Source organism: Thalassotalea sp. PS06 (genome assembly GCF_007197775.1).
In the GTDB taxonomy this organism is placed as follows: domain Bacteria; phylum Pseudomonadota; class Gammaproteobacteria; order Enterobacterales; family Alteromonadaceae; genus Thalassotalea_A.
The window spans coordinates 581,760-596,632 of the sequence record NZ_CP041638.1; the positions used below are offsets into that span (position 1 = coordinate 581,760).

6 protein-coding genes and 1 other RNA gene are annotated in these 14,873 nt (G+C 45.0%); 4 read left to right on the forward strand and 3 right to left on the reverse strand.

All coding sequences use genetic code 11. The features are described from left to right. The first annotated feature begins 172 nt into the window (after positions 1–172). Both rsmI and rnpB read left to right on the forward strand, forming a co-directional pair. Positions 173–1,027: a 16S rRNA (cytidine(1402)-2'-O)-methyltransferase gene (gene rsmI, locus FNC98_RS02565; RefSeq protein WP_185968039.1), complete on the forward strand. Its 855-nt coding sequence runs from the start codon at positions 173–175 to the stop codon at positions 1,025–1,027. A 37-nt stretch (positions 1,028–1,064) separates the two neighbouring features. Beyond that, positions 1,065–1,453, forward strand: an RNA gene (gene rnpB, locus FNC98_RS02570) — RNase P RNA component class A. A gap of 94 nt (positions 1,454–1,547) precedes the next feature. Here rnpB and FNC98_RS02575 read toward each other — a convergent pair. The 3 genes from FNC98_RS02575 to tkt all read right to left on the reverse strand — a co-directional run bounded on the left by FNC98_RS02575 (position 1,548) and on the right by tkt (position 10,776). After that, positions 1,548–6,620, reverse strand: coding sequence for a PAS domain S-box protein (locus tag FNC98_RS02575; protein ID WP_143579792.1), 5,073 nt, complete (start codon positions 6,618–6,620; stop codon positions 1,548–1,550). A 486-nt stretch (positions 6,621–7,106) separates the two neighbouring features. Next, positions 7,107–8,747, reverse strand: a complete 1,641-nt coding sequence (gene pgi / locus FNC98_RS02580; RefSeq protein WP_143579793.1) for a glucose-6-phosphate isomerase — start codon at positions 8,745–8,747, stop codon at positions 7,107–7,109. A gap of 19 nt (positions 8,748–8,766) precedes the next feature. Further along, the gene (gene tkt / locus FNC98_RS02585) at positions 8,767–10,776 is read right to left on the reverse strand and encodes a transketolase (RefSeq protein WP_143579794.1); all 2,010 of its coding nucleotides are present in this window, start codon (positions 10,774–10,776) and stop codon (positions 8,767–8,769) included. Between the two features lie 650 nt (positions 10,777–11,426). On the opposite strand from tkt, the gene FNC98_RS02590 reads away from it, so the two are divergent. Both FNC98_RS02590 and FNC98_RS02595 read left to right on the forward strand, forming a co-directional pair. Beyond that, a complete protein-coding gene (locus FNC98_RS02590) occupies positions 11,427–12,986 on the forward strand; it encodes a sugar porter family MFS transporter (protein ID WP_143579795.1) in 1,560 nt (519 codons plus the stop codon). A 395-nt stretch (positions 12,987–13,381) separates the two neighbouring features. Then, entirely contained in the window at positions 13,382–14,797 is a 1,416-nt protein-coding gene (locus FNC98_RS02595; protein WP_143579796.1) for a sugar porter family MFS transporter, read from the forward strand. Positions 14,798–14,873 lie beyond the last annotated feature (76 nt).

The following is a 14,873-nucleotide window of genomic DNA, read 5'->3' on the forward strand; positions in this document are numbered from 1 at the left end:
ATCATTAATCAGATAGCAGATAATTGTTGTAATTATCTTTATAATAAACCGCCGTGAGGGATAAGGGCAACAGCTAGATGTTACAAGGTGTAATCAATTGACTCGCAAATAGCATAGTCTTAACCAAGGTAATCGCACCCATACCAATGGGTTGTATGAAAACAGGCAAATTATGAATCAATACATGGTCGAAGCAGGTACGTTATACGTGGTGGCAACACCGATAGGTAATTTACTTGATATCACCCAAAGGGCAATTGAAGTTTTGGCTCAGGTAGATGTCGTGGCCTGTGAAGATACGCGCCACAGTGCACGCTTATTGCAGCACTTTAGTATCAGTAACCGCACCATCTCATTACATGACCACAATGAAAGACAACGCCAGGAACAAATTAGCAATTGGCTCAAAGAAGGACAGTCAGTAGCTTTAGTTAGTGATGCTGGAACACCTTTGATATCAGATCCTGGGTTTCACCTGGTGCGTCATTGCCGTCAGCAAAACCTCAACGTTGTGCCAGTTCCTGGTGCCTGTGCGGCCATAGCGGCTTTGTGTGTTGCTGGTCTGCCAACCGATAGATTTACCTTTGAGGGTTTTTTACCGTCAAAACAGGGAGCACGCCTGAGTGTGCTAGAGGCACTGAAAGATGAACCTAGAACCATGGTGTTTTATGACGCGCCGAGACGCATTATCGATACGGTTGAAGACATTATTAGTGCAATGGGCGAAGACCGTTACGTGGTTATTGCCAGAGAAATTACCAAAACCTTTGAGACCATCCATGACGCTACTGCCAGTGAACTTTTAGCCTGGTTACAGCAGGATGCCAATCAGGAAAAAGGCGAATTGGTATTGATGATCGAAGGGAAAACTGCCGTTATTGATGACATCCCGCCTATCGCCAAGAAAACCTTGAATCTGCTTTTAAAAGAGATGAAGCCGAAAAAAGCTTGTGCGGTAACCGCGGAAATATTCGGCCTGAAGAAAAACGATTTATATGCACTAACCCTTGCCGAAAAACAGGATTAATATTGCCTTGTATACTGGCAATGGGTACAATGCCGCCCGAGTTGGCCAGACAATCGCTGCTGTTTAATTTCGGTTAAGCAGGGGAGGAAAGTCCGGGCTCCAAAGAGCAGGGTGCCAGATAACGTCTGGGGGGCGCAAGCCTACGACAAGTGCAGCAGAGAGAAGACCGCCTAAGCCTTTTTCGGAAGGCCGGTAAGGGTGAAAGGGTGCGGTAAGAGCGCACCGGGCCGCTGGTAACAGTTGGCAGCAGGGTAAACTCCACCCGGAGCAAGACCAAATAGGGTTCTACGATTCTTAGGAATTAACGCGTGGCTCGCGCGAGAACCGGGTAGGTTGCTTGAGCCTTAGAGCGATTTAAGGCCTAGACGAATGATTGTCGCTCTTGAAAAAGAGAACAGAACCCGGCTTATACGGCCAGCTCAATAATTTCACAAAACCCGACTTGTTAACTCAGGTCGGGTTTTTTGCTTTTAAGGAAAGTGCGCAACAAAAAGCGGTGGCTCGCGTAATCCTTGCGCAACTACTCTTTACTGTTCAGGGCGTTAAGCGCCGCTTCGTAATCATATCGGATTACGGCTTTACTGATTTGACTAAAAAGGCTGGCACCGAGCTCGGTTTGCAACGCTTGTTGATGCTTGCCAATAAAATCCGCAGTGGCAGTATCATACTCGGCTAACATGGTTCTTAGCTCAGAAAGACACTTTTGAGGAGACTGCGAGGGCTCGTCACTGGCCTTAGATATTTCGATATTTTTGCCAAGCTTCGGGATCTTCACATCGATTTCTTTTATTGCCATTTCCAGAGGTACGGTAACGAGCTGCATTGCCGAAAAATTCAGATTACCGGATCTCACCTGTTGCTCCAGAACTTCGGCATTTTGCTGAACATCAAAGGCACCAATATTCCCGGCTAATCCTTTCAATGTATGGGCAAGATAAATGGCTTCATCAACATCATTTTTTTCAATAGCGGCTCGGAATTTCTCTTTAAAGTTACTTTGCCCTTTGCTAAAGCCCAATAACAGTTTTTGATACAGTAACTGATTATTCATTGCCCGGCGCAGGCCGTCAGAAACATTTATGGTGATCATTTTGTGAGGAATAATGTCTCGTACTAGTGAAGGGTGAGAAACTGCGACATCCGTAGCAGAATTGTCTCTATCTGTATTGATCCAATTCGCCATTATCTGAAACATAGTTTCGACATTGATTGGTTTAGCAATATGGTCATTCATGCCAGCTTGAATTGCTTTTTCTTTATCTCCGGCCATGGCATTAGCGGTCATAGCCAGAATCGGTAAATCTTTATATTGTTCTTGCTCACGAATCTTTTTGGTTGCGGTATATCCGTCCATGACCGGCATCTGACAATCCATTAATATGCCGTCGTAACGTCCAGGCTTGAGCATGTCCAGAGCGATCAGGCCGTTCTCAGCAATATCGCAATCGATATTATTTTTAGTAAGCAGGGCAGTTATCAATTGTTGATTAACTTCATTGTCTTCTACCGCCAGAATTTTCGCACCTTTAAGCTGCTTTATTGCCGTTTTCATTTTTAATTTCGGGGTCGCAAACTGTGGGCTGATGACATGGCGCTCACCACTGGCCTGGATAATAGCCTGATGCAGTTTATTGCGAGTTACCGGTTTGGTTAATATGTCATCGACTGCCAGGTCGTTGAGTTGCAAACTTAATTCCTCACGTCCGAAAGCCGTCACCATAAACACTAAAGGTGGATTTTTCAGCGTTAATTCAGTTAGTACGATTCTCGCCATCGAGACGCCATCAACTATCGGCATTTGCCAATCTAATAGCAATAGTTGAAACGGATCGGATTCATCATTTTGATTAATTAATGCCAGCGCATCTTTGGCACTGCTGGCTAATTTGTATCGATAGCCCATAGATTCGAGAATTCGAGCAAAAATATCTTGGGCATGGGGATTATCATCGACAACCAAAATATGTTGTATTTTACTGACTTTTGAAACGACCCTGTTTGGCGCATTGGTCTGGCGTTTAAATTTGATTGAAAACGAAAACGTACTGCCGCGACCGAGTTTACTGCGGACACTGATTTCACCGCCCATTAAATTTATCAGTTTCTTCGATATCGCCAGCCCTAATCCAGTTCCGCCATGGACTCGGGTTGTCGAAGCGTCTGCCTGAGTAAAAGGCTTGAATAAATCTGCCTGTTGCTCTTCACTCATGCCAATACCGGTATCCTGGACGGCGAAATTAATCTCTACATCGGAATGAGTGGTACGTAGTGACGAAACCTGTAACAGCACTTCCCCTTCCTGAGTAAACTTCACTGCATTATTGGTAAGGTTTATAAGTACCTGAGTGAGTCGCAATGAGTCGCCGACAAGCGCCATCGGCAGATCATTTTGAATATCAAATAACAGTTCCAGGTGTTTCTCCTCGGCTTTAATACCGACAAAATTGACCAAATCTTCCAGAACTTCTGCAAGATCAAAGTTGCTCGCCTCAACTTCCAGTTTACCGGCTTCAATTTTCGAGAAATCAAGGATGTCGTTAATGATGCCCAATAACGATTCTGCAGAGCGGTGGACTTTATCGATATAGCCCCGTTGTTGCGGATTCAAATCCGTACTCAACGCCAGGTGCGACATGCCGATTATGGCATTCATTGGGGTGCGAATTTCGTGGGACATATTGGCAAGGAAGTCGGATTTTGCCCGGTTTGCATTTTCCGCGACCTCTTTTGCCGATTCGTAATTTAGCTCGAGCTTCTTCCTTTCGTTAATATCAATGTGAACGCCGGAAATTCGCGTTGGTACATTATGGTTATCGGTTTCTATAACCCGACCCATGGTCAGAATCCATTTATAGCTGCCATCTTTACAGCGCATTCGGATCTCATTGCTATGCTCGACAATTTTCTGGCTCATGTAGTCTTTTACCAACTGCTTTAACATCTGCTGGTCTTCCGATAAAAACAAGCCCATCCAGGTTTCATAACCACCTTTTAATTTCGACCATTTGCTATCACTTTCGAGAATATCCTGTGGTTCGTAACCGAGCATGGTTGCCCATACCGAATTGATTAATGCCCAGCCCTCCTGTGGGTAGAGTTCCCATAAACCAATCTTGGCACCGTGAGTGGCGCTATCGAGGCGTTCCTCACTCTCGATAAGCCGCTGTTGCTGGCGGTTACGTTCAGTGATATCCCTGAGTATTCCAATGAAAACCTGCTGGTGATCCAATACCGCTTCACGAACCGCAATTTCCATTGGAAATACTTCTTTATTCTTGCGTTGTGCGGTCAACTGTCGGACGTGATTGACCACATCGGAATCCTTACGACTATGATAATGAGAAAGGAAAATATCGTGGGTATCACCCATTTCATCGGGCTGTAATATGGCGACAGGGCGGCCGACAACTTCTGTGCGATCGTAACCAAAAATAGTTTCTGCACTTCGGCTAAAATTTTGAATCACGCCTTTGCGGTCGATTACCACCACGCCATCGGCGACGCTGTCTAAAATTGTCGCAAAGCGATTTTCACTTTCTTTTAGTTCCGCTTTCAGGCTTTCCTGTTGAGTGATATCTAATAGCGCACCATCGAAATAGACTTTATTGCTGTATTCATCATTGCTGGCATTGGCCCGCACCTGGACTACCCGTTCATAACCGCTTTTATCAATCAACTTGAAGGACGTGAGAAGAGGCTGTTGATTGAATATCGCATCGGAAAATTGCTTGATCACGCGGTCTCTGTCCTCTTCAATGATAAGCTGCGACAACAACATATCCGGTTTTTCCTTAGTGAAGGTTTCTCGGGGGTAGCCGGTTAGCGCCTCAATTTTTTCACTGAGAAATTTCAATTTACCTCGCTCTTGCCACCGGTCATCGTCCATTTCAAAACGAAACACTGCCCCTGGCAGGTTGGTGACTATCGAGCGAATTTGTTGTTCGTTCAGGGCAACTTTTCGCAATGCCTGAACACGGCTGGTGATATCCAGCAGCGATAGGCGTATTTCATGATTTTGTTTGGTGAAGGTGGCCGACGCTGAAACCTGCTTTTCCTGACCGCGGTAATCGATAATCGTCAACCCGATATCCTTTTGCGGCGCTTTTTGGGCGTTGATTAACAGTGCCTTACCATCTTCGTTATCGATACCTCCAGGTAATAATTGCCAAAAATCTATGCTCTCAAAGGCTTCTCTTGGGTATCCGGTTAACTCTGCGAATACCTGGTTGTGCTTATCGAAGCGGCCACTCGGACTAATGGTCGCATAAGCAATGGGGGAATGTTCATAGATATCAAATAACCTTCGCTCTCTGTCGGTAAGATCGCGGGTACGTTCCTCAACCCTTTGTTCAAGCCGGGCATTGGCTTCATTGAGTCTGTGGTTCATGGTACGAACTATGCGCAGGGAAAAATTTCCCAGTAGGGTGAACAGCACTAAAATGCTGATCAACACCGCGGTAACGGTATTTCTTAAGGCTAGGTGCCCCGCTTGTATTTCCTGATAGTCAATCTCGGAAATTATTCCGAGGTTTAACTCTTCGTTCCAGTTCCAGGCACCAATGACGGGAATACCCCGATAATCCCGGTAGCCATCAGTTGAAAAACCTTCACTTTTATTTAAGGCTTGCTGAACACTGTATGTGGGGGGGAGTTCGTCTCGCAAAGCGTCAAAAGGCTTGTCTTTGGTTAATTGCCTGCCAGGATCCAATACCTTCAAATTAAGAATACTGGCCTGGCCCTGCTGCAAAAGGTTTAAATCGGCGAGTTGCTTTTCAAACCGAGACGATGAAATCAATATCGCTCGGTTATCTACCAGATAAGTTTCACCAGATTGCCCCAGGTAACCTATTTGAGTGATACCAACCAGCTCTTTAAATGGATCAAGACGAAGAGCCAGCGCAGCAATAATGTCGCCGTCATTATTAAAAATTGGTGACGCCACAAACATCGTTGTGTTGTGAGAACCGGCGCCTCGTTGAAGCTTGTGCAAAGGCACATCAGAAAGCATCGGTGGGATCAGTATGGTTTGCCCCTGAAATACCCGGTTTAAATATTCGGGTCGTTGCTTGTAGATAATACTTTCCTGGCCAAGATTTTCGTTACGCATCGAACCATAATTTATGTAGTCTTTGGAGATGATAAAAAAGCCGAGAGAGCCGTAATAATCATTCGGGAGATTTTGATAAAACTCGCGGATGGTCTTAAGAGGCCCGCTACCTTGAAGGTAATTTTTTTCGATGCTCAATAGCTGTTGTGTCTGGCGCACCATTTGAGGATTGTCGGCCATGTACCTGAGCAGTGTTTTTCGCCCCTCGTACCAGTTTTCCAATGCGGTTTCGGTGGTTTCTACCATGGCTTGCAGAGCCTTACCAACCTGCTCATTGGTTTGCATTTTGATGCGCTGCAGGCCAAAGACTATTATAACCACAATAATGACCACAAAAATCATTAGTGCGCCGAGCACGAGCCGTCGTGATTGGCTGTCATCGAGTATGGGTTTGTTCAGCTGTTTGACATGATTTCTCAGGCTATTAATCACCAACGCCAGGATGGCGATAAGGAGAATGATTATGGCGATAAGGGATTCGGTCAAAATGAATGCGGCTGGTGGCTCACGATTGCTTTAATAATAGCAGTTTGCTGGATAGATGACGTCGTGTCCATATTTTGCATCACTTTGTTATTATTTATACCAATCACATTAAATTATTGCTCACTCAGTGAGAATTTAAAGGCTTTTAGACAAGGCTTTGATTGCAGAGAATGGTCGTTCCATTGTCAAAATCTTTAACGCAGGATAAACGCCTTTAAAGCTCACCCGTAGGGAGTTAGTGAGAGGCCCATTTACGGCCCTATATTTCATTAATATAGAATGACTATATCAATAAAATCTATGTTGCAAATGAACCTCTGCCCTAACTCTGAGTTGTGCACAAACTTAGTGTGATTGGTGTTAGCTAAATTATCTGTATTGGAAAATCACCAGAAGTTATTGCAGCTGCGGGGGATGCGTCGGCAAAACGGATAAATAAGCCCGGCTTCTGCCGGGCTTTGCAACGCTTGATTTAACCGACCAAAATTACTTTTTATCGTTGTAGTAGCGAACTAACGAAGCGGTCGAGCTATCGTGATGAGGGCTCACCTGATTGCTGGCGATTTCGCTATGGATACGATTCGCCAGGCCTTTACCTAGCTCAACACCCCATTGATCAAATGAGCAGATGTCTAACAAAATACCTTGCGTAAAGATTTTGTGTTCATACAGGGCGATTAGCATACCCATGGTTTTTGGCTCAAGTTTATCCATTAATATGGTGTTGGTAGGGCGGTTGCCTTCATGCACCTTATGGGGCGCAACGTTATCGATATAAGCCTGACTATGACCTTTGCTGGCAAGGTCTGCTCTGATTTCGTCTTCGGTAACACCAGTCATCATTGCTTCCGATTGCGCAAAGAAATTTGCCATCAGGATATCGTGGTGACCATTAACGTTTGCAACACTCTCAACCGAACCGATGAAATCTGCTGGCACAATATTATTGCTTTGGTGCAAATACTGATAAAACGCATGCTGACCATTAATACCAATCTCACCCCAAATGGTTGGCACTGTCGGATAAGGTACAACCTCACCTGCCATATTCACGTGTTTACCATTACTTTCCATTTCTGCCTGCTGCAAATAAGCGGTTAAACGGTGTAATGGCTGATCGTATGGTAGGATGGCCTGCGATTGCGCGCCTAAAAAAGTACAGTTCCACAGGCTCAGTAACGCCATGATCACAGGTACATTCTCTTCTAGTGGTGCTTGTTCGAAATGGTTATCAACAAGGTGGGCGCCATCAAGTAGCTCAACAAATTGCTCAAATCCAAGATATAGGGCAATCGGTAAGCCAATTGCCGACCAAAGTGAGAAGCGTCCGCCAACCCAATCCCACATATCGAAGATATTCTCGGCATCAATACCAAACTCAGTAACTTTTTCGGTGTTTGTAGAAACCGCTACGAAATGCTTAGCGATTGCCGCTTTATCCGTGGCAGCATCCAGAAACCAAGTCACTGCAGTATTGGCATTAGTCATGGTTTCTGAAGTGGTAAAGGTTTTACTGGAAACCACAAACAACACGGTTTCTGGATTAAGTGGAGCCAAAACGTCGGCAATTTGGTTGCCATCGACATTCGATACATAGTGTACTTTTAAGGTGCCGTCGCCATAGCTTTTTAGCGCTTCCGTGGTCATTTGCGGACCAAGGTTGGAACCACCAACACCAATGCTTACTACATCGGTGATGGATTTTCCTGTATAGCCTTTCCAGTCGCCGCTGCGCACGGTATTGGTGAAGGAACGCATTTTGTTTAGCTCAGCTTTAACCTGGGCTCGTACATTAACGCCATCAACCATTAATGCATCGTCGCTGCGATTGCGAAGGGCAACATGAAGTACAGAGCGGTCTTCGGTAATATTAATCCGCTCACCGCTGAACATTTTTTCACGCCAGTTCTCTAACTCACATTCGCGTGCCAGGTTGAACAGCGCCGCCATGGTAGATTCATCCACCAGGTTTTTCGAGTAATCAAATAACATCGACGGAAGTGATAAAGAAAACTTGTTGAAACGCTCGGCGTCACTCGCAAACAAGTCTTTCATATGCATCGATTTCATTGCTTCAGCCTGAGCTTCCACTGCCTGCCAACCCGGTAATTGCGTACGTAATACCATCAGTATTTCCTATTGTCCCTTATTGATTGCGCTCGATCAGTTGCTTGGCTTTGCTTACAACATTATCCAGATTAAAACCAAAGTGATTCATTAATACACCACCCGGCGCAGACTCACCAAAGGTGGTCATGCCAACAACGTCACCATGCTTACCTACGTACTTAAACCAGTAATCCACATGGGCAGCTTCTACCGCCAGTACATTTACGACGCTATCTGGCAGAACCTGCTGCTGATACGCTCTATCTTGTTGGTCGAAAACCGTGGTACTTGGCATAGATACCAGACGCGCATTAATGCCTTGCTCTTTTAAGGTATTCACACTTTGCGCCGCTAGTTCCACTTCTGAACCGGTAGCAATCAAGATAATATCTGGCGTACCGTCACTGTCGATCAGCACATAACCGCCTTTAGCAACGTTTGCTAATTGCTCGTCAGTTCGCGCTTGATGGGTTAGGCCCTGACGTGAAAATACTAATGCCGAAGGCGCTTTTTGGTTTTCAATTGCCGCTTTCCAGGCAACTGCAGATTCCGCCGCATCACATGGGCGCCATGTAGTAAGGTTTGGCGTCATGCGTAGGTTAGCTAGTTGCTCGATTGGTTGGTGGGTTGGACCATCTTCACCCTGACCAATGGAGTCATGGGTATAAACAAAAATGTTTTGTACGCCCATCAATGCTGACATGCGCACCGCATTACGAGCATATTCCATAAACATTAAGAAGGTAGCACCGTAGTTGATAAAACCATCGTGAAGGGAGATACCGTTCATGATTGCGCTCATACCAAATTCACGAACACCGTAAAATAGGTAGTTGCCGCTCGCGTCATTGGCTTCGATGCCTTTAGAGCCAGACCATAATGTCAGGTTAGAGCCCGCAAGGTCGGCACTACCACCTAGCAATTCAGGTAACATAGGGGCAAAGGCTTCGATGCTATTTTGCGAGGCTTTACGGCTGGCGATGTTCGCCATATCAGCCTGGCACTGGGCAATAAATTCATCGGCTTTTGCAGAAAAATCTTCGGGTAGTTTCTTGTCGATAACTCGACGGGTAAATTCTTTCGCAAGCTCTGGATGAGCTTGTTGATAGGCATCAAAACGCTGTTGCCAGTCTTGTTCTGCCTCAGCGCCGGCTTGTTTGTTATCCCAACCTTGATACACTTCGTCTGGAATCACAAACTCAGATTCGTTCCAGTTAAGGAAATCACGGGCTGCGGCAATTTCTTCTTTACCCAATGGCGCGCCGTGACAGTCGTGAGAACCGGATTTGTTTGGCGAGCCAAAACCGATAATGGTTTTAGTACAAATTAGTGTCGGCTTGTCGGTAATAGATTGTGCTTCTTTAATCGCTGCGCTGATTTGCTCTGGATCGTGACCATCAACATCCGCGATAACGTGCCAGCCATAAGCGGCAAAACGGCCAGGTGTGTTGTCGGTAAACCAACCCTCAACTTCACCATCGATGGAAATACCATTGTCATCCCAAAAGGCGATTAGCTTGCCAAGGCCTAAGGTGCCGGCAAGTGAACAGGCTTCATGGGAAATACCTTCCATCAAACAACCATCACCCATAAAGCAATAGGTAAAGTGATCAACAATATCGTGGCCTTCACGGTTAAATTGTGCCGCTAAGGTTTTCTCTGCAATAGCCATACCTACGGCATTGGCAATACCGGCGCCAAGTGGGCCAGTCGTGGTTTCAACACCCGGAGTGTAACCGTATTCCGGGTGACCTGGGGTTTTTGAATGCAACTGGCGGAAGTTTTTCAGCTCTGCAATCGGTAAGTCATAACCGCTAAGGTGTAACAGTGAATAAATTAGCATCGACCCGTGACCATTGGATAATACAAAACGGTCGCGATCCGGGAAGCCTGGATTTGCCGGGTTGTGCTTTAAGAAATCATTCCATAGCACTTCAGCAATATCCGCCATTCCCATTGGCGCTCCTGGGTGACCAGAATTGGCTTGTTGTACGGCATCCATGCTTAATGCACGGATAGCATTGGCTAATTGTTTGCGCGAGGTCATCTGTTACTTACCTTAGTTTAAATATTGAATTGATGGGTTTTTATTTTAAGTAGGCAATAAACCTGCGATAGATCGCGGGTTAAGCCGGCATATTAGCATGTTGATAAAAGATGTCACCATGATAATGGCTATAAAATAGCACCGAACGCTATGTTCAGTGCTCAGGGGGACTTACGTTTGATGCCAAGGTCAATACCTAGACACCTAAATTTATCGCTTAGGAATAAGTTTAAAATGTTAACGCTATCAATTCGTGCGGTGAGATGCCAGGGGACTGGTTTATAAACAGGTGGTGATAATAAACCAGTTAATCAATGGGGGACGAGTTTAACCGTTTATTGGTTTAAGTGAAACACGGGCGGGTGCATCTTGAACGGCTTAGTGTTAGGCTAATTGCTGATCTGTTTTTATGCAGAAAGCCTCATGGCAAATCAATTAACCAACTCTAAGTCAATACGTTAACTTTTTGTAAAAAAAAACGGGGCGAGTGGTTAGCAGAACAAAAAATAAAATATAGGTCAACAACTGAAACTAACCTTTATTACAACAATCAGCAAAATTACAACAATCAGCAAATTCGCTGTTATATAGAGCTAGAAACTATGTCTATAGACGAGTAAATGATAGCGTTAACAGCTAAGAGTATAATAATGACAAAAGCATTACCTTCTAGTTTATTCATTGCCGTTATTGTTTCCCTGGGCGGATTCGTTTTTGGTTTTGACGCTTCGGTGATATCCGGCGTCGTCAATTTCGTCGCCGTTGAGTTTGATCTTAACGAGTGGGAGCAGGGGTTCGTCGTTAGTGCGCCAACCCTTGGGGCTGCTATCGCATCATTAATCGCGGGCACCCTAAGTGATCGTATCGGGCGAAAGAAAGTGTTGCTTGGTATTGCGGCGCTTTATGTGATTTCCGCATTGTTTTCTGCACTGGCGACAAGTTACTGGATGTTGGTTATCGCCAGAGCAATCGGCGGGTTTGCTTTTGCTTCTTTGATTCTGGCGCCGGTCTACATTGCTGAGATTTCAGCCCCTAGTAATCGTGGCAAGATGATCTCGATAAACCAATTCAATATCGTTATTGGTTTATCCGCGGCCTATTTCGCCAATTACTTTTTACTGAATGTTGCTGAGAGTGGCTCTGAGCTGGCTGTTAGTTTAGGTATTACTGAAAACGTCTGGCGCTGGATGCTCGGCATTGAATTGGTGCCCGCCACGATATTTTTATTGTTGCTGACACTTATTCCTGAAAGTCCCAGATTTCTTGCCTTGAATGGTCAGAAGCAGCAGGCCCGTGAAGTTCTGACACAATTACATGGTGAGCAGGCCATGGAAATGGAAATGGCCGAGATCGAACAAAAATCCCATCAAAAAGAAGCTCGCATTCTTGATAGCTTCAAAGATTTATTCTCTAAAAACATGCGATTAGTTCTTACCATTGGCATTGTGATTGCGGTCATTCAGCAAATTACCGGGGTTAATGCCATTTATTTCTATGCTCCTTCTATTTTCGAGCAGAGTGGGGTTGGTACTAATGCTGCGTTTGCGCAAGCGATTTGGGTGGGAATTATTAATGTCGTATTTACCATTATCGCTATGTTGTTGATCGATAAAGTTGGACGTAAACCGCTGCTTATTGCCGGTCTTGCAGGGATTTTTATCAGCATGAGTATTGCCTCTTATGGCTTTAAAAACGCAACCTATGAGTTGACCCCAGAGACTGTTGAGCAAATTCAAATTGAATCTGCAAAGTTGGATGGCGTGGTTGGCGTTAAGTTTAGTGACGATCTAGCGTTTAAGTCGGCACTTCGAGAAAGGTTAACGCCAAGAGAATATAAAGCCAATGAAGCACAATTGATTCAGGCGGCGATTAACATTCAACCTGAATTAGTGTTGTTCGGCATTCTTAGCTTTGTAGCTTCGTTTGCGATTAGCCTTGGTCCGGTTATGTGGGTATTACTGGCGGAAATATTTCCAAATCATCTGCGCGGAATTGCTATAGCAGCGACAGGCTTAATTAATTCCGGCGTGAGCTTTACTGTACAGCTGTTATTACCCTGGGAGATAAATAACCTGGGTAATGCCATGACATTTATGCTCTACGGTGGTTTTGCGGTGATAGGTTTGGTATTAGTGATATGGCTATTGCCGGAAACTAAAAATAAAACACTTGAACAAATTGAACGGGAACTGGTGCCGATTAAAGCATAATGAAGACGATTAGTAAGCGCGTGTCGTATTGCCCGCGCCTTTACCAAGGATAAGGTATAAGTTGAAACAAATATTTTTAATTGTTTTTGTGTCTAACATGGCTGTTTAAATTTCATCTTCTGTCAACGGCAAGTATTTAATTTAGAATAAACATTGATCAATAATTTTAAGCAAGGAATGGTTTTCATTGGCCTTGGCGCGGCATAATTTTATGTTTTTGGTTTCAGCACTTAACTGGCATGAAAAAAGCGGCAGATTTTGAGTTTTTCCATTATCTCGAAAACAAAACGCAATCGAATCTAAGCTAAAATTCTTCACAATTAGCAAAAGGTATGGTCCTGATTCGACTACAATAAAGCAACAAGATTTGTTGTCGTCGTTTTAAAGGGGCCATCGTGAATCAAGTTGCCACTCAGGAAAATCAGGAAAACATCGGTTTTATTTTATTAATAAGCTGTGTGGCGACGATTGGTGGTTTTCTCTTTGGTTTTGATTCCGGTGTTATTAATGGCACGGTTGATGGTTTACAAAAAGCGTTTAATTCCGACAGCGTAGGCACTGGTTTTAATGTTGCCAGTATGCTTCTTGGTTGCGCCGTCGGGGCATTTTTCGCGGCCCGCATGGCTGATATCTTTGGCCGTAAAACCTTGCTTATCGTCGCTGCAATCTTCTTTATCATCAGCGCCTATGGTTCCGGGATTGCCACCAGTAGTGGCGAATTTATTGTTTTTCGAATTATTGGTGGCCTTGCTGTTGGTGCCGCCAGTGTGTTAGCGCCCGCTTACATTGCCGAGGTAGCTCCCGCCAGGATCCGTGGCAGCCTGGCAACCATACAACAAATCGCCATTATTACCGGTTTATTTCTCGCCTTTGTAAGCAATTATTTTCTCGCAAACGCTGCAGGGCAATCGACGGCAGAGTTTTGGTTTGGATTTGAAGCCTGGCGCTGGATGTTCTGGATGGAGTTGATTCCTGCCTCGTTATTTCTGATCCTGTTGATGTTTATTCCGGAAAGTCCCCGTTATCTGATTATCAAACAACGCTACGTAAAAGCCGAAAAAGTCCTGTTCAAGCTTTATGGCGATGTCGAAGGTAAAAGCCATTTAAAAACGATTCGTGAATCGGTGGAAAAATTCGACCATACGCCATCGATGGCCGATCTTATCGACAAAGCTACAGGAAAGATACGACCTCTGGTTTGGGTGGGAATTGGTCTTGCGGTATTTCAGCAGTTCGTGGGCATTAACGTGGTATTTTACTACGGTGCCGTGCTTTGGCAGGCGGTGGGCTTTACTGAATCCGACGCCCTACAGATTAATATTATCTCTGGTGCTGTGAGCATTGCCGCCTGTATTGCTACGGTATTATTAATTGACCGAATTGGCCGCAAACCTATCTTACTGATTGGTTCTGTAGGGATGGCGATATCCCTGGGGCTAATGGTGTTTGCATTTGCCAATGCTGACCTTGGCGACAATGGCAAGCTAGATCTCGGGGAATACGGCACCCTGGCGTTAATCGGTGCCAATGCTTATGTAATCTTCTTTAACTTCTCCTGGGGACCTGTGATGTGGGTGATGCTCGGGGAAATGTTCCCAAATCAATTGCGCGGTTCAGGACTGGCAATTGCTGGCTTGGCGCAATGGTTGGCCAATTTCTTAATTACTATTTCATTCCCAGTAATGCTAACCGGTATTGGTTTGGCAGGTGCTTACGGTTTCTACACCCTCGGCGCTGTTTTATCGGCAATCTTCGTATTTAAGTATGTCCATGAAACCAAGGGCAAAGAGCTCGAAGAGATGAAAGCGTAGCGCCATTTTACTTGGCGCTGATACTAGTGGTGATAGGAGTGGTATCAATCTTAGAGCTAGAGTGCCGGCTTGTCTT

Bases quoted from the DNA above. Each gene is read 5' to 3' on its own strand.
- pgi (WP_143579793.1), bottom strand. From the start codon at position 8,747: ATGGTATTACGTACGCAATTACCGGGTTGGCAGGCAGTGGAAGCTCAG.
- tkt (WP_143579794.1), bottom strand. From the start codon at position 10,776: ATGACCTCGCGCAAACAATTAGCCAATGCTATCCGTGCATTAAGCATG.
- rsmI (WP_185968039.1), top strand. From the start codon at position 173: ATGAATCAATACATGGTCGAAGCAGGTACGTTATACGTGGTGGCAACA.
- FNC98_RS02590 (WP_143579795.1), top strand. From the start codon at position 11,427: ATGACAAAAGCATTACCTTCTAGTTTATTCATTGCCGTTATTGTTTCC.